The sequence below is a fragment of the Enterobacter cloacae complex sp. 370H10 genome (assembly GCF_050031535.1).
Classification (GTDB): Bacteria; Pseudomonadota; Gammaproteobacteria; order Enterobacterales; family Enterobacteriaceae; genus Enterobacter; species Enterobacter intestinihominis.
Genome location: NZ_JBLGWG010000001.1, coordinates 2,104,131 through 2,123,535, shown reverse-complemented (window position 1 = coordinate 2,123,535; position 19,405 = coordinate 2,104,131). Strand labels below are relative to the sequence as shown.

General features: G+C 53.6%; 28 protein-coding genes and 2 pseudogenes. 24 read left to right on the top strand and 6 right to left on the bottom strand.

Annotated features, from left to right (window positions below; translation table 11 throughout):
- The 5 genes from ACQG2Q_RS10520 to ACQG2Q_RS10500 form a co-directional block, all read right to left on the bottom strand.
- Complete coding sequence (locus tag ACQG2Q_RS10520) at window positions 1-1,374, bottom strand: replicative DNA helicase (RefSeq protein WP_426759138.1); 1,374 nt, start codon at window positions 1,372-1,374, stop codon at window positions 1-3.
- A complete protein-coding gene (locus tag ACQG2Q_RS10515; RefSeq protein WP_426759137.1) occupies window positions 1,371-2,456 on the bottom strand; it encodes a replication protein in 1,086 nt (361 codons plus the stop codon). The genes ACQG2Q_RS10520 and ACQG2Q_RS10515 overlap by 4 nt, the downstream gene beginning before the upstream one ends.
- A complete protein-coding gene (locus ACQG2Q_RS10510) occupies window positions 2,443-2,610 on the bottom strand; it encodes a hypothetical protein (RefSeq protein ID WP_013095956.1) in 168 nt (55 codons plus the stop codon). The genes ACQG2Q_RS10515 and ACQG2Q_RS10510 overlap by 14 nt, the downstream gene beginning before the upstream one ends.
- 85 nt (window positions 2,611-2,695) lie before the next feature.
- Window positions 2,696-3,241: a toxin YdaT family protein gene (locus ACQG2Q_RS10505; protein WP_426759136.1), complete on the bottom strand. Its 546-nt coding sequence runs from the start codon at window positions 3,239-3,241 to the stop codon at window positions 2,696-2,698.
- Window positions 3,242-3,270: 29 nt separating this feature from the next.
- Window positions 3,271-3,522 (bottom strand): transcriptional regulator, encoded by a 252-nt coding sequence (locus ACQG2Q_RS10500; RefSeq protein WP_001514164.1) that lies wholly within the window; start codon window positions 3,520-3,522, stop codon window positions 3,271-3,273.
- Between the two features lie 127 nt (window positions 3,523-3,649).
- Here ACQG2Q_RS10500 and ACQG2Q_RS10495 point away from each other — a divergent pair, with 127 nt between their 5' ends.
- The 24 genes and pseudogenes from ACQG2Q_RS10495 to add all read left to right on the top strand — a co-directional run bounded on the left by ACQG2Q_RS10495 (window position 3,650) and on the right by add (window position 18,269).
- On the top strand, window positions 3,650-4,342 hold the full coding sequence (locus ACQG2Q_RS10495) for an XRE family transcriptional regulator (protein WP_426759278.1): 693 nt from the start codon (window positions 3,650-3,652) through the stop codon (window positions 4,340-4,342).
- Between the two features lie 587 nt (window positions 4,343-4,929).
- Complete coding sequence (locus ACQG2Q_RS10490) at window positions 4,930-5,262, top strand: hypothetical protein (protein WP_313850484.1); 333 nt, start codon at window positions 4,930-4,932, stop codon at window positions 5,260-5,262.
- Window positions 5,263-5,299: 37 nt separating this feature from the next.
- A complete protein-coding gene (locus ACQG2Q_RS10485; protein ID WP_125913348.1) occupies window positions 5,300-5,479 on the top strand; it encodes a hypothetical protein in 180 nt (59 codons plus the stop codon).
- A 313-nt stretch (window positions 5,480-5,792) separates the two neighbouring features.
- Entirely contained in the window at window positions 5,793-5,951 is a 159-nt protein-coding gene (locus ACQG2Q_RS10480) for a hypothetical protein (RefSeq protein WP_170141967.1), read from the top strand.
- A complete protein-coding gene (locus ACQG2Q_RS10475) occupies window positions 5,948-6,154 on the top strand; it encodes a cell division protein FtsZ (RefSeq protein WP_001752704.1) in 207 nt (68 codons plus the stop codon). Before ACQG2Q_RS10480 ends, ACQG2Q_RS10475 begins: the two co-directional genes overlap by 4 nt.
- A gap of 77 nt (window positions 6,155-6,231) precedes the next feature.
- Window positions 6,232-6,516 carry a host nuclease inhibitor GamL gene (gene gamL / locus ACQG2Q_RS10470; protein ID WP_426759082.1) on the top strand — a complete coding sequence of 95 codons (285 nt, stop codon included), beginning with the start codon at window positions 6,232-6,234 and terminating at the stop codon, window positions 6,514-6,516.
- Window positions 6,517-6,534: 18 nt separating this feature from the next.
- Entirely contained in the window at window positions 6,535-7,380 is an 846-nt protein-coding gene (gene bet, locus ACQG2Q_RS10465; RefSeq protein WP_032737349.1) for a phage recombination protein Bet, read from the top strand.
- Window positions 7,377-8,057, top strand: a complete 681-nt coding sequence (locus ACQG2Q_RS10460) for a lambda exonuclease family protein (protein WP_426759135.1) — start codon at window positions 7,377-7,379, stop codon at window positions 8,055-8,057. Before bet ends, ACQG2Q_RS10460 begins: the two co-directional genes overlap by 4 nt.
- Window positions 8,054-8,482 (top strand): regulator, encoded by a 429-nt coding sequence (locus tag ACQG2Q_RS10455; protein WP_096216701.1) that lies wholly within the window; start codon window positions 8,054-8,056, stop codon window positions 8,480-8,482. The genes ACQG2Q_RS10460 and ACQG2Q_RS10455 overlap by 4 nt, the downstream gene beginning before the upstream one ends.
- A complete protein-coding gene (locus ACQG2Q_RS10450) occupies window positions 8,479-8,631 on the top strand; it encodes a DUF1317 family protein (RefSeq protein WP_426759134.1) in 153 nt (50 codons plus the stop codon). The genes ACQG2Q_RS10455 and ACQG2Q_RS10450 overlap by 4 nt, the downstream gene beginning before the upstream one ends.
- Window positions 8,628-9,380, top strand: coding sequence for a hypothetical protein (locus ACQG2Q_RS10445; RefSeq protein WP_426759133.1), 753 nt, complete (start codon window positions 8,628-8,630; stop codon window positions 9,378-9,380). Before ACQG2Q_RS10450 ends, ACQG2Q_RS10445 begins: the two co-directional genes overlap by 4 nt.
- Before the next feature lie 4 nt (window positions 9,381-9,384).
- A complete protein-coding gene (locus ACQG2Q_RS10440) occupies window positions 9,385-10,515 on the top strand; it encodes a DNA-methyltransferase (protein ID WP_426759132.1) in 1,131 nt (376 codons plus the stop codon).
- The gene (locus ACQG2Q_RS10435; protein ID WP_045617910.1) at window positions 10,512-10,730 is read left to right on the top strand and encodes a hypothetical protein; all 219 of its coding nucleotides are present in this window, start codon (window positions 10,512-10,514) and stop codon (window positions 10,728-10,730) included. Before ACQG2Q_RS10440 ends, ACQG2Q_RS10435 begins: the two co-directional genes overlap by 4 nt.
- Window positions 10,727-10,999, top strand: coding sequence for a DUF5405 family protein (locus tag ACQG2Q_RS10430; protein ID WP_171854242.1), 273 nt, complete (start codon window positions 10,727-10,729; stop codon window positions 10,997-10,999). The genes ACQG2Q_RS10435 and ACQG2Q_RS10430 overlap by 4 nt, the downstream gene beginning before the upstream one ends.
- Window positions 10,996-11,196 (top strand): hypothetical protein, encoded by a 201-nt coding sequence (locus ACQG2Q_RS10425; protein ID WP_404347226.1) that lies wholly within the window; start codon window positions 10,996-10,998, stop codon window positions 11,194-11,196. Before ACQG2Q_RS10430 ends, ACQG2Q_RS10425 begins: the two co-directional genes overlap by 4 nt.
- Before the next feature lie 88 nt (window positions 11,197-11,284).
- Entirely contained in the window at window positions 11,285-11,569 is a 285-nt protein-coding gene (locus tag ACQG2Q_RS10420; protein WP_404347228.1) for a hypothetical protein, read from the top strand.
- A gap of 2 nt (window positions 11,570-11,571) precedes the next feature.
- Window positions 11,572-11,793 carry a TraR/DksA family transcriptional regulator gene (locus ACQG2Q_RS10415; RefSeq protein WP_421633648.1) on the top strand — a complete coding sequence of 74 codons (222 nt, stop codon included), beginning with the start codon at window positions 11,572-11,574 and terminating at the stop codon, window positions 11,791-11,793.
- A gap of 195 nt (window positions 11,794-11,988) precedes the next feature.
- On the top strand, window positions 11,989-12,228 hold the full coding sequence (locus ACQG2Q_RS10410) for a DUF4222 domain-containing protein (protein WP_032103556.1): 240 nt from the start codon (window positions 11,989-11,991) through the stop codon (window positions 12,226-12,228).
- A gap of 57 nt (window positions 12,229-12,285) precedes the next feature.
- Window positions 12,286-12,558: pseudogene (locus ACQG2Q_RS10405) on the top strand (dATP/dGTP pyrophosphohydrolase domain-containing protein); the annotation flags it as partial.
- A gap of 381 nt (window positions 12,559-12,939) precedes the next feature.
- Window positions 12,940-13,188, top strand: a complete 249-nt coding sequence (locus ACQG2Q_RS10400) for an excisionase family protein (RefSeq protein ID WP_022650951.1) — start codon at window positions 12,940-12,942, stop codon at window positions 13,186-13,188.
- A gap of 32 nt (window positions 13,189-13,220) precedes the next feature.
- Window positions 13,221-14,501, top strand: a complete 1,281-nt coding sequence (locus tag ACQG2Q_RS10395) for a site-specific integrase (RefSeq protein WP_022650950.1) — start codon at window positions 13,221-13,223, stop codon at window positions 14,499-14,501.
- Between the two features lie 44 nt (window positions 14,502-14,545).
- Window positions 14,546-15,952 (top strand): annotated as a pseudogene (malX, locus tag ACQG2Q_RS10390) (maltose/glucose-specific PTS transporter subunit IIBC); the annotation flags it as partial.
- 49 nt (window positions 15,953-16,001) lie between these two features.
- Window positions 16,002-17,174: a MalY/PatB family protein gene (locus ACQG2Q_RS10385; protein ID WP_063849278.1), complete on the top strand. Its 1,173-nt coding sequence runs from the start codon at window positions 16,002-16,004 to the stop codon at window positions 17,172-17,174.
- 96 nt (window positions 17,175-17,270) lie between these two features.
- Window positions 17,271-18,269, top strand: a complete 999-nt coding sequence (gene add / locus ACQG2Q_RS10380) for an adenosine deaminase (RefSeq protein WP_063849279.1) — start codon at window positions 17,271-17,273, stop codon at window positions 18,267-18,269.
- Between the two features lie 56 nt (window positions 18,270-18,325).
- Here the strand turns inward: add and ACQG2Q_RS10375 are convergent, their stop codons facing one another.
- Window positions 18,326-19,366 carry an oxidoreductase gene (locus ACQG2Q_RS10375; protein ID WP_032624357.1) on the bottom strand — a complete coding sequence of 347 codons (1,041 nt, stop codon included), beginning with the start codon at window positions 19,364-19,366 and terminating at the stop codon, window positions 18,326-18,328.
- Window positions 19,367-19,405: the final 39 nt, after the last annotated feature.

The window sequence follows — 19,405 nt, the reverse complement described above, 5'->3', positions numbered from 1 at the left end:
TTAGCACTCATAGTCAGCCTCCTGTTGCATCTGGCCGCTGTAGGTGAAATCTACCGGGTCCAGGCCTGAGTAGCGGCTGCTGAAGTGGTAGGTCTTTTCTGCCCCCGGCGCATGGCGGGACTTCACACAGATGATTTCGGTGATGCCTTTCAGTTCTGTGTTCGGGTTGTATTTCTCATCCCGGTAGATCATGAAAATCACATCGGCTTCCTGCTCGATAACACCGGACTCGCGGAGGTCAGCTGCGACCGGGCGCTTATTAGCACGTTCTTCTACCTTACGGTTAAGCTGAGCCAGTGCGATGACCGGGCAACGCAACTCTTTCGCCAGGTTCTTCAGGCCGGTGGCGATCTCCCCTACGCTGCGGTTCATGTTCTCAGGGTCAGACATGCGCATCTTCTGGAGGTAATCGACAATGACCACACCAAGTCCACCCAGTTTCTTGCTCATTCGCCTGGCTTCCGCTCGCACCTGATGAACGCTGAGGGATGGCTTGTCGTTGATATAGATCGGGGCTTCGATGAAATCCTTCATGCAGTGGCCGACCTTTCCCCAGGCACCATCCATCACGCCGCTCTGCTTGCTGAGTAAATCCTCTTTGCTCACCCGGGCCCGGTGGAACGCGACTCGCTCAGATATTTGTTCCACTGGCATCTCGAGACTGAAGAACAGCACCGGCTTTTTGTTTTTCAGGCCGACTGTCTCGGTCACGGTGGTGCTGAACATAGTTTTCCCCATGCCAGGGCGCCCGCCAACGACGATAAAATCCGTATTGTTGAATCCTCCGAAAGCGCTATCGATGGTCGACATTCCGAGCTCTGTTTTGTATTTCCAGATGTCGCCATTGATGATCGCCTGGATGGTTTCCAGCGACATATCGATGCCAGTGGTGATGTGCTCAGTTCCGTAGTCAGCGCTGTGCTCAATTCCAGAGATGTCGGCCTGAATGTTGCCAATGATGTCTGCGATACCCTCGGTTGTTGGTTCGGACAGCTTCTGGATCCCAACCTGTAACGCCAGGGTCATACGGCGACCAAGGTACATTTCACGAAGCTTTTCGCAGTAGGCTGCCAGGTTTGCGAAAGACGGAGTATTTTTGCTGCATTCAGCCAGATAAGCGAAACCGCCAGCACTATCAAGGACACCGATCTGCTCAAGGTCGCTGGTCAGCGTAAGCAGGTCTATCTTCGAACCGGATTCGTTGAGTCGCTTATAGGACCGCAGAGCCACTTTATGGGGCGTTGCTGTGAAGTGGTCCTCAGTCAGACCCTCAATCGCATCGGTAGCCATGTCCACGCCATCTGCGCGCCCTGCTGCAAGCATGATTCCGCCGATGACGGCCTGCTCAACGTACAAATCGATAAAACGGCTCATGCTTTCACTCCCTTGCGCTCACGGTGCTCGTTGATGGCTTGCTCGTAGACAGATCCCCAGTTCTTCGGATTCAGTATCCAGTCGAGAGTCAGCCATGGCTGATCGCCTCTGGTGCCGAACAGGGAAGACTTGCTAATCAGCTCGAAGGCCATGCCCATGTGCTTCAGTTCTCGCCAGTTGCCCTGGGTGGTTTTGCCGTTCCACACAGCTTCCAGGTCTCGATAGGCCGGACGGCGGCGGTTCCACTCATGTAGCGACACAGCTTTCGAAGGGAATTTTTCATTCCAGAGCTTGATGATCTCTTCATGCGGACAGGCTGCCGGATTGCTTCCATGACCATCTGCCCATACCAGGGCGTCTGACAGGTATCCATCAAAGCGGGTCATACGGCACAGGTTCTCTGGCTTGAAGCTGTGACCCCAGTTCACATGGGCCCAGCGGATAACCAGCTTCAGCTCTTCAACGGTGTAGCACTGGTCTTTGCTCTTCACTGTGGAGAGAGCTTTCTCGAAAGGTGCCAGCGCAGCACAACGACTACCCGTTAGCTCGTTGAAGTAATCCATCACTTCCTGAGCGAGTGAGTTTTCCCCCCTGGGGGATTTAGGGGGATCTTGTCTTTCTGTATTTTGATTATTGTCTTTTGTGGTTAGCACCTTCTGCTTAGTTCTGTTAGCAACTTCCGCTAAGGTTTTCTTAGCAGGTTTAGCTAATGTTTTGCAGAATCCGTTAACCTTCGTTTTCCAGTCGGAAACATTGGTATTCATGCCAACTTTGCGGCCTTCCTGAATGAATACCTTCTTGCTGATCAGCAGATTTTTTGCAGTAGAGCAATGCGTGTGGTGCTTACCAACCATCTGCTCCAGTTGCTCGTTGCTGACCCAATCCATTTTTTTATTGAAGCCGTATGTTTTGCGCCAGACGGCCAGAACAATGCACATCTCAGTTTCGCTCAAACCTGAAGCCATAACGGCATCAAGAAGCTCATTCGCGACGCGAGTGAACCCATCTTCCAGTTGCGCCACACGATGCTCCACGACCTCCAGCGGCGGCCTGTAGTCTGCTAAATGCTTAACGACGCCCATGCTTCACCCCTGCCTGAATCAGTGCCAGTCTTGCCATGCCAACAAAGCGCTCAGCGAACGCCCGGTTTTTTGACGCAGCGACAACCAGGCCATCTGGTGAATCTGGATGGCGACGTTCCTCTTTTTCCTGGTACTTTTTGCGAGTTTTTGACATACTTACTCCCGTTACCCGACGTAACACAGTGTTTGGAAGGCCTTTGAAGTTACCGCTTCAAGGGCTTTTTCTTTTCTGGTGCCTCTCACATAACCCCCAGCATCGATGTGACCATCGTCATCAGCGGGCCTACCTGCTCCGGCATGAGGCGGAACAGCGACGCTATACCCTCGCTCACCTCTTTCAGCTTCTGATGCTCTGGAGCGTCCAGCAGCACGGCCTGTTTAGCTTCAGCACACTCTTTCATCGCGGATGCGATCAGCGACATCGTGTCGTTCTGCGGCGCCAGCCGGTTGCGGTACTCCAGCGGCAGGACCGACATGATTGCCGGCGCCAGCTGGCGAATGTTGTTGGCGGCGTATTCGGTGTCGCCATCAATCCAGCGGAACACCTTCTGCATCTGGCGGTGTGAGTCAGTCGGGATATCCAGTCCGGTGCCGCCGGCTGCCCGCCACTCTTCAACGATCAGCGCAGCGACAAATTCACGGCTGCGGCAGTCAGCTGCCCAGGCCCGAACAGCTGCGCGGATCCCATCGATGTTTAACGCCGTGGAATCAGGTTCCCGGCGATTCTGGTAAATCATCGCCGTTGGCGAAAATTTGTTACCTTGTTGATACGCAAGTGAATGCATTGCTTTCCCTTTCGTGGTTAGGGCCGCCGTTAAGCGGCATGGTTGTCAGGGTGTGGAAAGATGGACGGCAGGTCCGGGCGGAATTCGTGAGCCTGGATTTCACCACCAACCGCTTTCACCAGTTCAGGAACGTGAACCGGTGAAATGCGTTTCTTTCCGTTAAGCCAGTCACAGATAGTGGACTGGGCTTTGCCGCAACGTTTTGCCAGTTCTTTCTGGCTGCCAGCGATGGCGATCGCTTTCTCTACTGCGGAGTTCTTCTCTACTGTTGGGGTCTTCATAATCACCTCAGCTATCAGTTTAAAGCGATTATGGTTATCACTTTAGTGAATGTCAATCGCATAGGCGATTTTTTGCTAAATAATCGCTTGAGCGATACAGTTAAAGGAGTCATTAACAGAGGTGAATATGGGATTCTCGGAGCGCCTGGCGCAGGCAATGAAACATGCTGGATACACACAAGGCCGATTAGCCAAAGATGTCGGCATGGCTCAGTCCAGCGTTAATAAATTACTCAAGGACGCTAACGGCTCTCGTAAGACTGTTGAGATCGCCTCTGTTCTGGGTGTGCGGCCGGAGTGGCTGTCTACTGGTGAAGGGGAAATGGCTTCCAGTGGCGCAAGAGAACCTACTGCGCTATACCAGGTTAAGCCGTCATTGAATGGGATTTACCGCGTGGATGTACTCGACGTTAAAGCCAGCGCTGGACCGGGCACTGTTGTCACCAGCGATTTCATTGAAACTATCCGGGCCATCGAATACACGAATGAGCAGGCGCGCGCTTTGTTCGGCAACCGGCCAGCTACGCACGTTAAGGTCATTACCGTAAATGGCGACAGTATGGATGGGACGATTTCACCCGGCGATCAGATCTTCGTTGATACCGGCGTTACGCATTTTGATGGTGACGGGGTATACGTCTTCGTCTTCGGCAAAACATTGCATGTTAAGAGACTTCAGATGCAGCGTGACCGCCTGGCAGTAATATCCGACAACCCCATTTACGAGAAGTGGTACGTTGAGCCAGAGGACGAGGACGCGTTCTACGTCATGGCAAAGGTGCTACTCAGACAGTCAGTCGACTATAAACGATTCGCATAACCCGCTCCGGCGGGTTTTTTTTTGTCCGCAGATCCTTCCTCTCTTTTCCACCACTTCTAAAAACCAAATCCTTATCACTTTTTTCTTCAGAAAATAAAAAAATATCGCTTTAACATTCAATGCATTATCGCTTTATCGATGGTAAATATCGTTTTGGCGATTGACTCCAATAATCGCTTTGGCTATTGTTAGCTCATCGAAACGAAACATCGACAGCTGAGCGAAGTTAGCCAGCGGCGAAGTGGAGATTCGGTCAGTCGAACGGCGCGACAGTAAACCATGCGTCGGGAGCGCGGCGGGTTCATGAAGAACGGCAATGCTGCTCACAAGCGAATTACAGATCGCTTTTGCGAGAGCGATGCGTAATTCAAACCTGATAGTGAGGTTCCCATGAAGAACAGCATCAAGTGCCCGGTATGCGGTCGTGACTTCGACCCACGCACTCCAGTCTGCCACATCAGCAAGTATCACCAGTCAGCTAAGAACTGCGAGCTGGAGAAGATACGCGATGCACGGCGTCGGCATTACGCACAGAACGAATCGAGCGGGTCGAGTGGCCTGCGGTGAATAAACAAAGGGATGAGGGTATGAAGACTTTCAATGAGTGGATGAACGAAGGACGAAAGTGGGAAGGGTTCCGTTTCTTTAACCGCCGCATAGTATGCGCTGATGGATATAGCATCAGCATTCAGGCGAACAACTCAGCTTATTGCCAGCCTCGTGAGGACATCGAGGATGTGGCCGGATACGACAGCTTCGAGCTTGGCTTCCCAAGTGAAGTCGACAAATCAATCCTCGCGTATGCCGATGATGAGAGTCAGCCAGTCGACACCGTTTATCCATATGTTCCTCGAGAACTCGTAGAGCGGCTAATAGCAGGGCATGGTGGGATTAGAGAGTTTGCAGCCAAAGCTGCTTAACGCGGTCTTTTAGCGGGTAACGACAGAGGGTAAGGCGATGCCGAGACTGATTGTGCTTTTGAATGTCGATGACGCTGAAGGCGTAGAGATAGCCAAGGATGAATTCGACGAAAACTTAACGTTTAGCTCATGGCATGAAGCCGATGACTGGTGTGCGCGAAACACGAGAGGCGTTTGGGTTAAAACCATAAACCTTGATGACGATGATGATGACTAACCCGCTCCGGCGGGTTTTTTATCGGCCATACATAGGCAGATTTTCGAGTCTGCCCATTTATGACAACCGGCGGCCATCCACCGCCTATTAGCGCAGAAGTCTTGTTAACGTTCGGCGGCGCGGCCTTAAGCGCGGAGATGATTATGTCCAAACACTGTGAAAATTGCGGATGCGCAATCCGATCCGGATATTGCACAAACTGCCAGGAAGAAGCGTATATCGCGTTCGTTCAGGCTCCGGAGATGGAATTTAGTAAAGAGTTCTTACGTGAAGCATTCCGTCAGGACTCCGAATCAAATAGCCGGGAGGCATCATGACAGTCACCCACAACGGCAAGCAGTACACCGCCAAAAAGCTCAACGATAACGAGTGGCAGCTTACGTCGGTATCGGCGCCGCGGGAAAAACTGGTGCTTAACCGCTGGCAGATGCACGTTGCCGGCCTCCTGGAACAGGTTGAGGTGAAGGTATGATTGGAATGCACTACGGCACCGCATCAGTGCCGCGTAGCGAGGTTTTACCGGGCACTATGCTGCAACACCACGGCAAAACTTATCGCGCCTCTGCGAACGTTGAGAAAGGCCTGTACGCCTTCAACATCTTCGAAAAAACCATCATCAAAAGTGATTCCGTCGTTGTGCTGCTGAATGAACGCGGCGAGCCGATGGTTCACTGATACCACCACCCTATTCAACCGATCGGCTTGGCATTACGCGGGCGGGATCTGCACATCCAAATTTCAGGAGTTCAGCCATGAACGCATACCTCACTTACGACCGCATCGAAGATCGGCGCTGGGTAGAGCAACAGTTCACCGACGAGAAAGAAAAGTGGATCGACGACCGGGCGCAGGAAATTATCGACATGATGCCAAAAGAGCCGTCCGGCCTCTTCCACTTCACGGTCCCGATCGACACCAGCCCATACGAAGGACTTCGCAGCGATAAGTCTGGCGAGGCCTACAACAATTTCATTTCGGCAGTTGCTTACGCCCAGGCGGAATACGACTGGGAACACCGTACCGGCTGCCCGTTTTAATTTTTGAGGGGATTAACGATGGCAAACGAATTAACAATCACAGCGACGTCGCTTCAGGAGATAGGCGTCGACGTCTCCACCTGGAGCGCGCTGAAGAATAGCATCTACCCTGGCGCCAAAGACGAATCGGTAATGATGGCGCTTGATTACTGCCGCGCCCGCCAGCTGGATCCGTTGCTTAAACCGGTTCACCTCGTTCCAATGTACGTCAAAGACTCGAAAACAGGTAAAGGCGAATGGCGCGACGTCGTTATGCCGGGCATCGGCCTTTACCGCATTCAGGCAGACCGTTCTGGCGATTATGCCGGGGCCCGCGAGCCTGAGTTCGGGCCAGACACTACACAGACGCTTTCTGGTGTCGAGGTTACCTTCCCTCAGTGGTGCAAATACACCGTCTACAAGCGCATGCCCAGCGGCGAGATCGTCGAGTTCAGCGCTAAAGAATACTGGATTGAAAACTACGCCACCGGTGGCCGCGACACCACGGCGCCGAACGCGATGTGGAAAAAGCGCCCATATGGCCAGCTGGCGAAATGCGCAGAAGCTCAGGCGTTGCGTAAGGCATGGCCTGAGATTGGACAGCAGCCTACCGCTGAAGAAATGGAAGGTAAATCACTGGACGTTGATATCCGTGACGTCACGCCGCGCAGCACCACTGAAGCGCTTCCACCAGCAGCAAGCGAAGAAACGCTTCAGGCGATCACCGATCTCTTAACATCGCTGAATAAAGACTGGGAGCAAGACTTCCTCCCTGTGTGCAGCGACATCTTCAAACGGCCAATTCTTGAGGCGTCAGACCTTACTGAGGAAGAGGCACAGAAAGGGTTTAACTTCCTTCAGAAAAAAGCTAAGGCGGCAGCATGACACCCGAAATTATCCTGTCCAGGACCGGCATTGACGTAACCACTATCCAACAGGGCGATGAGGCGTGGCACCGGCTGCGCCTTGGTGTTATCACCGCCTCTGAAGTGCACAACGTCATCGCCAAGCCAAGATCGGGAAAGAAATGGACAGACATGAAGATGTCCTACTTCCACACTCTACTCGCCGAGGTATGCACCGGCGTGGCGCCAGAAGTTAACGCCAAGGCGCTGGCCTGGGGCAAGCAGTACGAGAAAGACGCCCGCACCCTCTTCGAGTTCACAACGAACGTAAAAGTCACGGAGTCTCCGATCCTGTTCCGTGACGAGAGCATGCGCACCGCGTGCTCCCCTGACGGCCTTTGCAGTAACGATTTCGGCCTCGAATTGAAATGCCCGTTCACCTCCCGAGACTTCATGAAATTCCGCCTTTGCGGTTTCGAAGCCATCAAGTCCGCGTACATGGCCCAGGTGCAGTACAGCATGTGGGTGACCGGGAAAGACGCCTGGTTTTTTGCCAACTACGACCCGCGCATGAAACGCGAAGGTATTCACCACGTCGTCGTTGAGCGGGATCCGCAGTACATGTCCGACTTCAACGAAATGGTGCCGGAGTTCATCGAGAAGATGGACGAGGCGCTGGCGGAGATCGGCTTCACGTTCGGGGAGCAGTGGAAATGAAACGCACACCCTTCTACCGCAGGCCAGGGCGAACCGGGCAATTTTCGGGCCTCCGTGAGCGCGTTATCTGGATGATTCAGACGCGCGGCCGCCCGGTAACCGGCAGCGAAATCGCTGAGAAGTTTGGCGTAACGCTCATCGAGTTTAACCGGGTAGCAAACGGTATCACCCGCGGATCCGGACAGATAGCGCAGATCGTTGAGTCTGAAAAATGGATCAACGAGGACGGCATCTGCGACCGCACTTTCGACCTCGTCACGAAGCCGAAGGTTGTAACGCCGCAGGGCAAATCGCGGCTGTTCACCCGGCGCGCCATAGAGCAATCGCAGGAAGGTAGACGGCAGGAATGCATTGAACGTGCCGCCCGCCGTCGCCGCCTGATTGCTCAGGGCCTCTACATCGACGAAATGGAGTCCATCCTATGACTCACGCTCACGACGACATCAGGATTGGCACAGTGTGCCTTCCCTTCATTGGTAACGGCTGGCTAATGCCTTGGGGTGAAGTGGTCAGCAATCCATTAAAGGCGCAGCGGCTCGCTGAGGAATATCGGGACAGGCAGGAGGCGGCATGATTCATTTCCATGGTGGACCAATCACGCCGGACACATGCGCGCTGAAGGCATGGAAAGGCAGGCACGCTTTCATCTCCTTCGCCAACCCAGGCCAATTATCCCTGGCCAGCGAAGTCACCCAGTCTTTCGCGCTGGATAACGGCGCATTCAGCTTCTGGGATAAGGGCCAGCCAGTTAACTGGTTCGACTATTACGAATTCGTTAAGGATTGGATGAATCATCCTCGTTTCGCGTTCGCTGTTATTCCAGATGTTATCGGCGGTTCCAGCGAAGAGAATGACGCTCTGATTTCTGAATGGCCACACGGCAAAGTAGTCGGCGCTCCGGTCTACCACTTCAACGAGCCTGATGAGCGCTTCATCCGCCTGTGTCATGAATTCCCCCGAGTGTGTATCGGTTCAATGGGAGAGTACGACGCTAAACGCCCACGCGCCTGCCGTGCAAAGCTTCGTGACCTGATTCAGCACGTTGTCGATAAGAACGGTTACCCGATAACAAAGCTTCACGGCCTTCGCATGCTGAACAAAGATATTTTCACTCACATCCCGCTGTCGTCAGCTGACAGCACCAACGTTGCGCGCAACATCGGAATCGACAAGGCGTGGGATAAATCAGCCTACGCACCGGCAAGCAAAGAAACACGCGCTGCGGTGCTGGTAGAACGCATTGAAGCCTATAACTCTGCAAGTTCGCTGAATTACGACGCAGAACGCGATCGGTTCACGCCTCAACTTGCTTTTGAGGTTTGACATTATGACCTATCAACTCCACGTCGGGCGTTGCGAGGACGTCCTGAAAACGCTGCCGGATAACTCAGTTGACGCCATCGTGACGGATCCTCCGTACGGGCTGAGCTTCATGAACCACAAGTGGGATTACGACGTTCCCACCGTTGAGCAGTGGCAGGAATGCCTGCGCGTCCTTAAGCCAGGCGGACACCTGCTGGCGTTTGGCGGATCACGCACCTATCACCGCCTTGTGGTTAATGCAGAGGATGCCGGGTTCGAAATCCGCGACCAAATTCTCTGGATTTACGGCAGCGGCTTCCCCAAGTCGCATAACCTTGATGGCGATTTTGATGGCTGGGGTACCGCATTGAAACCAGCCCATGAGCCAATTGTCATGGCGCGCAAACCTTTCAAAAAAACGGTGTCGGCGAATATGGCCGAGCATGGTACCGGTGCAATCAATATTGATGCCTGCCGCATCCCTACCGATGAGATGCTAAATGGCTGTGCTGGCGGTCTGCTTTCACATCAGCGCGACGGCACAGAACCTGTTGCTGATTACGAGCAGGCACCAGAGGGGCGATGGCCAGCAAACATCATTCACGACGGAAGTGATGTTGTCGTGTCAGCGTTCCCGGATGCGAAAGGCCAGCAAGGAGCGCTTACCGGCAATGAGCCAAGCTCTAAAATGGGTGCGGCGAATTGCTACGGGCAAATGGACCGGCGGCACGAATCAACTCCACGCATCGATAGCAGCAAGAGCGCTGCCCGCTTCTTCTACTGCGCCAAGGTCAAACCTAAAGAGCGCGATGAAGGCCTCGAGAGATTTATCGCGACGTCAGCCAGCGACATGACCGGCGGACGCAAAGAAGGAAGCGTCGGCATTAATGATCCGCGCGCCGGTGCCGGGCGTACCAGTGGCGCGAAGAACAACCACCCTACCGTTAAGCCGATCGCTCTGATGAGTTATCTCTGCAGGCTGATTACTCCGCCTGGCGGTACCGTGCTTGATCCGTGGATGGGAAGCGGGAGCACAGGCCGGGCAGCTATAGAGGAATGGTTTAACTTCATCGGCATCGACCTTAACCCGGATTACGTAACCATTGCTTCTGCCCGTATTGCTCATTCCTTCAAAAAGATGACGGAGGCCGCATGACGCCAGCAAATGAAAACGCCATCCGCGCCGCCTGCCGCCGCTGCACCGAAGAAATCCAGCAGGCCATGCGCAAGAAGCCAAAGCCTAACTGGAACGAAACGGTGCCTCCCATCATCAACAAGCATCACAAGAAAATTGAAGCTCTGGGAGTTAGCCTCCTGGAGTTCGTCGTCAAAACTGGCCGCCTTAACGGGCGGTTTGGAGTTGAATCGTGACCAAATCACTACGCATTGAATTAGGCGACAAATATGTCGTCACCGGCTCGGCGCATGACCTGATTTTGAATGAGAAGAAGATTGCTAAGGAAGGTAAATCAGCCGGGCAGGAAGTGCTTTCGCGGCTGGGTTATTTCAGCAAGTTCGAGCATCTAGTGCGGGAATTAATGCACAAGGAAATTCTGGAATCTGAAGCGCAGACGCTGACAGAACTGCGTGACCACATTCAGCAATTCAGCGAGAGGCTGGGTAAGGCGGTAGGATTATGAGCAAGCACCCAAGGGTGGGTGGCGTGTCAGCCAAAAGCAAAAACACCTCTGCTAAATGCAAATGCGGTGCAGTGGCGAAGTATAAAACGACCGTGGAGGTGAATGTTTTCCGGGGCGATGACGAAGTTGTTTGGTCTTGTAACGAGCACAAGAAGGACTGTGCATTTCTGGTCGGCTTGGAAGGTGGTGCAGCATGAAGGCACTAATCACCAAGGAGCTTAAAGCTCCTTTTTTATTGCTGGCGTTCACCTTCAACCGAATTAACCGACAGTTCGCGGAGTGAATATGGAAGATTTTAAAGGCACTAAAGGTAATTGGTCATATAGCAAAGAGACCGGAACGATTCGCGGTGATGGTGGCCTTCTCGCTGAGTTACTGATTAATGGTTCCGAAGACGATAACGGTACGCTCATGGCCGCAGCACCGGATTTACTGGTAGCGCTTCAATCCCTGTTCGACAACTATAAGCAGCTCGCTGATTCAGGTGATGCCGGTAACTGGCGACTCGAAGATGAACCTGCCGGAAAGAAGGCGCTGCATGCTATCAACAAAGCCCTCGGTAAGGAGTGACCATGGCCGATATCATCGACACAGCAGCAGAGATTGAAGAGCTTCAGCGTAACGCTGCCCTTTCCGCTCACAGATTGAACCGCAACGCCGTATCAGCTGAACGTTGTGAAGAATGCGACGAAGACATCCCTGAGTCGCGGCGCGCTGCCGTTCCCGGATGCAAGACGTGCTCCAGTTGCCAGCAAGAAATCGAATTGAGGAATAAGCAGAGGGGGCTGTCATGAATAACAGAAAAGCCCGTCGGCTGCTTGGAGCTCACATCAATAATACATATCGAATTAGCAATAGACGCTGGCTGGTATGGGGTAGCAACTGGCCTTTTGTTTGGGAGCACGCAAAGCCATCACCGCGGCAGAAAAGGAAAGCCAAAGAGGTTGCAGCATACCGAGAGGAATTAAAGCGCAATCAGGAGTCAGCCAATGTTCAGGATAATCCAGCCTAATACCTGGTACGCCGATCCCCACGGCGCGCCCTGCAAAATCCTCCGCGCTACCCACGAAGTAATCCACTACATCCGCAACGGCCGCACCTGCATCGCCAGCATGGGCCGCTTTCAGCACGAATTCGAACCGCTGACCAAAGCACAGGCCGAGCGGATCGCCGAAGAAATCGAAACAGCAGAACACCTGAAGAAGCTGCGCGCCCAGCGTGCGGCATGAGGTGAGAGCGTGAAACCTTACGAATCGAAGAAATCACAGTTCACCAGAAACCTGATCCGGCGGCGCCACGCTGAATGGTCAGAAAAGACCTTCGGTAATGTCGGCCCTATCGGACCGCTGAAACACCTTTCGAAAGAAGCGCTGGAAGCTGCCGCCGATCCCGGCGACCTCAGCGAATGGGCTGATATTCAGTTCCTGATATGGGACGCACAGCGGCGCGCCGGTATCACCGATGAGCAAATCACCGCGGCGCTGGAAGAAAAGCTGAAGGTGAATATGGCGCGCCAGTTGCCAGAGCCGAAAGACGGCGAGCCACGCCTTCACATCAAAGCGTGACGCAAGTGTTAGACAGATAAGAGCATACATACAACGACCCGAGGTTATAATTCTTCCAAGGAGGATTTTATGTCGGAATTCAAAACAAAACCGCCAAAACCAGTGGCTTTAAGCAGGAGAATTATAAAAGGTTTAAGCAGGTGTGAACGGTGTAAAAAAACAAGGCTTGAATGTAGGCGCATCAACATGTCAGATGGTTCCAAAATAATTGCATGCACCGATTGTATGGGAGCTAAAGCCATTACTGGTAAAAAGCAAAAGAAACCTAAGGCGATAGAAATATCATCGGCTTTCGAGACGTCCCGCCGAAAGCATTAAAAAATAAATGAATAAATGACCCCGCTTGTCGGGGTTTATTTTTGCCTGGAGAAAACCATGAGCGACATTATTCAGTTGGTACCGAATAAATGGGTCACAGAGGAACTTTTAACTGCGACAACCGGCATGTCAAAGCACATGATTCAGCATGCCCGCCGGTCTACCTGGATGGAGGGAAAGCATTATCGCCATGTTGCCCCTGATATGGCACCTAAGCAAAACAGCCCAATCATGTATAACCGCGATGAGATAAACCACTGGATCGAGCACCAAAGCCCAGCGAAACGCCGGAGAATATCTGCTTAAATGTCCTTTGGCACATCAAACGAGGAATGATTATGGCAGCATACCCAACAGGCGTAGAGGTTCATGGCGAATCGTTACGCATATGGTTCATATATCAGGGGAAGCGTGTCAGGGAAAATCTCGGCGTTCCTGACACGCCAAAAAACAGGAAAATGGCAGGCGAACTTCGGGCTTCAGTCTGCTTTGCGATAAAGACAGGCACATTCAATTATGCCTCGCAATTCCCTGATTCATCGAACGCAGAGAAATTCAGCACTGTCAGAAAGCAAATCTCACTACTTGAACTGAAATCGAAATGGCTTGGGCTTAAAGAGATGGAGCTTAGCCTCGGGACGTTGAGGCGTTACGATTGCCACCTCACAACCACTATCGAAACAATTGGTGAGCACAGGTATATCGGCAGCCTGAACACTGAAGATATCCTTAGTGCCAGGAAGGAGCTACTGAACGGCTGGCAGAAGACCAGACATGGTCTAAATCATCCACCCAAAAAGGGAAGAAGCGTTCCTACAGTCAATAGCTATATGGCATGCCTTGGCGGGATGCTGAGCTTTGCTTTCAAAAGTGGCTACCTGAAAACCGATCTGATGGCAGGTATTACCCCTCTCGCAAAAGAAAGACCCATTCCAGATCCTCTTACTTCTGATGAGTATCAGAGAGTGGTTGCGGCCTGCCCAACGCTACAGTTTCAGAATATGGTTATCTTTGCGGTAAATACAGGCGTCAGGCATGGCGAACTAAGCGCGTTATCCTGGGAGGATGTGGATACTGTCAACTGGACTGTTACAGTGTCACGCAACTATTCCCTGAAGGGAAACTTCACCCTGCCAAAAACCAACGCCGGGATTCGAACAATACAGCTGACCCAGCCAGCAATTGATGCACTCAAGGCGCAAATGCCACTGACCAGAATGATGGCATCCCACAAGGTAAGCGTCAGCCTACGGGAATACAAAAAAAAGAGAACCGATGAATGCACCTTTATATTCTCGCCGTCCATTACTTCAATGAACGGTAAGAAGACGATGTGCTACGTCCCAGGATCCATTAATTCAGCCTGGCGCACTGCCCTGCGTCGTGCAGGCGTCCGACAAAGACGGTCTTATGAAACCAGGAACACATATGCGTGCTGGGCACTGGTCGCCGGAGCGAACCCAAATTTCGTTGCGCACCAGATGGGCCATTCGTCAGCGCAAATGCTATTCACGGTTTACGGTAAATGGATGACCGAGAATAACCATGACCAGGTGGGCATTTTGAACGCATCATTTACTCAAAATGCCCCACTGATGCCCCATAGAAAAACCGCATAACCTTAACTATCTGATTTAACATATTAATACCACCTCAATCATGATTCATCTGGATGAGCAAGGTCGGCTCTTTTGCCTTTAGCTTCCTGCCGGTAATGTTCTGTATCGCCATTCCTCTGGGTCTGGCGCGCGAAAACAAAGGCGTGGCGGCGTTTGCGGGCTTCGTTGGCTATGCGGTCATGAACCTTGCGGTTAACTTCTGGCTGACCGCCAAAGGGATCCTGCCCACGACCGACGCGGCGGTACTGAAAGCCAATAACATTCAGAGCGTGATTGGTATTCAGTCCATCGATACCGGGATCCTTGGAGCCGTGATCGCGGGAGTGATCATCTGGATGCTGCACGAGCGCTTTCATAACATCCGCCTGCCCGATGCGCTGGCCTTCTTCGGCGGCACCCGCTTTGTGCCAATCATTACGCTGGTTGTGATGGGTCTGTTTGGTCTGATTATCCCTCTGATTTGGCCGGTTTTTGCCATGGGGATCACCGGAATTGGCCGCATTATCAACGGCGCGGGTGATTTCGGCCCGATGATTTTCGGTACGGGTGAACGTCTGCTGCTGCCATTTGGTTTACAGCACATCCTGGTTGCCCTGATCCGTTTTACTGAAGCAGGCGGCACTATGGACGTTTGCGGTCATTCCGTTAGCGGCGCGCTGACCATCTTCCAGGCCCAGCTGAGCTGCCCGACCACGCACGGCTTCTCTGAAAGTGCGACGCGTTTCCTCTCTCAGGGGAAAATGCCTGCCTTCCTCGGCGGCCTGCCGGGCGCTGCGCTGGCGATGTACCACTGCGCCCGTCCGGAAAATCGTCATAAAATTAAAGGCCTTCTGATCTCCGGCGTTATTGCCTGCGTGGTGGGCGGTACGACAGAACCTATCGAGTTCCTGTTCCTGTTCGTGGCACCGGTGTTATACCTCATCCACGCCGTACTGACAGGCCTGGGCTTCACCGTGATGGCTGTGCTCGGTGTGACCATCGGTAACACTGACGGTAACGTGATTGACTTCGTGGTATTCGGTATCCTGCACGGCCTGTCCACCAAGTGGTATCTGGTGCCGGTTGTGGCCGCCATCTGGTTCGCGGTTTACTACGGGATCTTCCGCTTCGCCATCACCCGCTTTAACCTGAAAACGCCTGGCCGCGATACCGATACGGCCACCAGCGTTGAACAGGCAGTGGCCGGTACCGTTGGGAAATCCGGATATAACACGCCGGCTATTCTGGCGGCGCTGGGCGGTGCGGATAACATTACCTCTCTGGATAACTGCATCACCCGCCTGCGTTTGTCGGTGGCGGACATGTCCAAAGTGGATACCAACGCACTTAAAGCTAACCGGGCTATCGGCGTGGTACAGTTAAATCAACACAATTTGCAGGTCGTCATTGGCCCGCAGGTACAGTCAGTGAAGGATGAGCTGGCAACCCTGATGCGAACCGTCGAAGCCTGATGCCTCGCCCCCCTCGTCATGAGGGGGTTTTACTTTACGGAGCACCGTCATGTTTGATTTTTCTACCGTCGTGGATCGACACGGCACCTGGTGTACCCAGTGGGATTATGTCGCTGACCGTTTTGGGGCTGCCGACCTGCTGCCCTTCACCATCTCTGATATGGATTTCGCCACCGCTCCCTGTATTACCGATGCGCTGCACCAGCGCATCAACCACGGCGTGTTTGGCTACAGCCGCTGGAAAAATGACGAATTTCTGGCTGCCGTGGCGCACTGGTTCCGGCAACGCTTTAACAGTCAGATTGATACCGAAACCGTAGTGTATGGGCCGTCGGTCATTTATATGGTCTCGGAGCTGATCCGCATATGGTCCGCGCCTGGCGACGGTGTGGTGGTTCATACCCCGGCTTACGATGCCTTTTATAAAGCCATTGAAGGCAACCAGCGTACCGTTGTTTCCGTGCCGATGCAGAAAACGGCGCGTGGCTGGGACGGCAATATGGCCGCGCTGGAAGCGGCGCTGGCAAAACCGGAAAACACGGTTCTGCTGCTGTGTAGCCCGCAAAATCCGACCGGCAAAGTCTGGACGCGGGAAGAGCTGGCCACAATTGCAACGCTTTGCAGCCGTCATGATGTGGCGGTAATCAGCGACGAAATTCATATGGACATGGTATGGGGCACGCATCGCCATACCCCGTGGAATGAGGTTGCACGCGGTAAATGGGCGCTGCTGACCTCCGGTTCCAAAAGCTTCAATATTCCGGCACTGACGGGCGCCTGGGGGCTTATCGCCGATGACGACAGCCGTAACGCCTATCTGAATGCATTAAAAGGACGGGACGGACTCTCTTCCCCTTCCGTGCTGGCGCTGACCGCGCACATTGCTGCTTACCGGCAGGGCGAACCCTGGCTGGACGCGCTGCGGACCTATCTCGAAGAAAACCTGCGCTACATTGCTGACGAACTGAATGCTGCATTTCCGACACTCAACTGGCAACCGCCAGAGGCCACCTATCTGGCCTGGATTGATCTCAGCCCACTCGGTATTGATGACAAAACGCTGCAAAACGTGCTGATTGAACAACAAAAAGTGGCCATCATGCCGGGATATACTTATGGGGATGAAGGAAAAGGCTATGTGCGACTGAACGCTGGCTGTCCGCGTAGTAAGCTTGAACAGGGCGTTCAGCGCCTTATCGCTGGCATCAACAGTCTGCTGTAAATAATTTGCGCAACGGAATATTCCCTTGCGCAAATAGCTTTTTCCCCCGTTTTGTTTTTATAATATGGCGCACTTTAACCAGCAAAGAGTGCGACCATGATTGATACACGCCTGCCTTTAACTGATATTCACCGCCACCTCGACGGGAACATTCGTGCCCAAACTATTCTCGATCTTGGTCGCCAGTTCAATTTAACGCTTCCTGCCGAAACGCTTGAAATCCTGATCCCCCATGTCCAGGTGACATCGAACGAGCCGGATCTGGTAAGTTTTCTGAGCAAGCTTGACTGGGGTGTGAAGATGCTGGCCTCGCTCGATGCCTGTCGCCGTGTCGCCTTTGAAAACATCGAAGATGCCGCTCGCAACGGCCTGCACTATGTCGAACTGCGTTTCTCTCCGGGCTATATGGCGATGACCCACAGTCTCCCCGTAGCGGGCGTGGTTGAAGCGGTCATTGAGGGCGTGCGTGAAGGTTGCAAAACCTTTGACGTTCAGGCGCGTTTGATCGGTATTATGAGCCGTACCTTCGGTGAAGCGGCCTGTCTTCAGGAGCTGGAAGCGTTACTGGCGCATCGCGACCAGATCACCGCCATCGACCTGGCCGGTGATGAGTTGGGCTTCCCGGGCAGCCTGTTCCTGTCTCATTTCAACCGCGCACGTGATGCAGGATGGCATATTACCGTTCATGCTGGCGAAGCCGCGGGGCCGGAAAGCATCTGGCAGGCCATTCGTGAACTGGGTGCGGAACGTATTGGTCACGGTGTGAAAGCCATTGAAGATCGCGCGCTGATGGATTTCCTCGCCGAACAACGTATTGGAATCGAATCCTGCCTGACCTCCAATATTCAGACCAGTACAGTGGCGTCGCTGGCGCAACACCCGCTGAAAACCTTCCTTGAACACGGGGTGCTGGCTTCACTGAACACGGACGATCCGGCGGTTCAGGGCGTGGATATTATTCACGAATACAACATCGCCGCGCCGCAGGCCGGGCTGAGCCGCGAGCAGATCCGTCAGGCGCAAATCAACGGGCTGGAGATCGCCTTCCTGACGCCTGAAGAGAAACAGGCGCTGCGCGATAAAGTTGCTCAGTAGCCCTCTTTACTGCCGGGTGGCGCTGCGCTTACCCGGCCTACGAAAGCGTTTGGCACTTATGCCAGACAGAGCGTTGCGCGATGTTTGGCAGATTCGATCCCCAGCTCGATGAGCTCCATAATCTGGATTGCCTGGCTCGCCGGAACCGGATTTTCACCTGAACCGTTCAGCGCGTCACGAATTGCGGCGTAATACGCCGGATAGTTCCCAGGCTGGGTCAACACCGTCTCTTCAACCAGTACCTCACCCTCCGCACGCGTCACCACCCCGTCCCGCATGTCGTAACCCCAGTCTTCCTGCGGTAAGCGTTCGCCATTTTTGAGGCGCTCTTCCTGCGGATCCAGGCCGAACTTCACATAGCTGCCGCGCGCCCCGTGAAGGATATAGCGGGCCGATTCCGCCGCCGCAAGCATTGTCCCGTGCAGCACAATGCGCCGCTGCGGATAACTCAAAATGGCGTGGAAATAGTCGGTGGTCTGCGCCCCCGGCCTGAGCTGCGCTAAATCGACCGTCATGCTTACGGGCAGACCAAACAGATGAACGGCCTGATCGAGAAGATGCGGCGCTAAGTCATACCAGATGCCGCTGCCCGGTCCCGCCTGCTCGCGCCAGCGATCTCGCACCTGCGGACGATAACGATCGAAGTGAGACTCAAAAAAAGCAATTTCGCCGAGCGTGCCTTCGTTTATCAGCGCTTTGATCGTCAGGAAATCACTATCCCAGCGCCGGTTGTGAAAGACCGACAATAACCGACCCAGGCTTCGCGCCAGCGCATCCAGCTCGCGCGCCTGTGACAACGTCACGGTAAAAGGCTTATCGACAACGACATGTTTGCCAGCCTCCAGCGCCGCTTTCGCCAGGGGGAAATGGGTGTCGTTAGGGGTGGGAATGACAATAAGGTCAATATTAGGATCGTTAAACAGATGCTTAGGCTCCGTTACCACCGGCACGGCTGGCCAGTCGGCATGGACTTTGGTTTCATCGCTGCTTGTGATAGCCGCCAGTTCCATTCCCGGCGTGCCGGCAACCAGCGGCGCATGAAAGGTTTTGCTTGCGTACCCGTAGCCAATAAGACCGACGCGGATGTTTTCACTCATCGTATGCCCCCTCGCTGTGCGCTTATTTATCACTGGCCT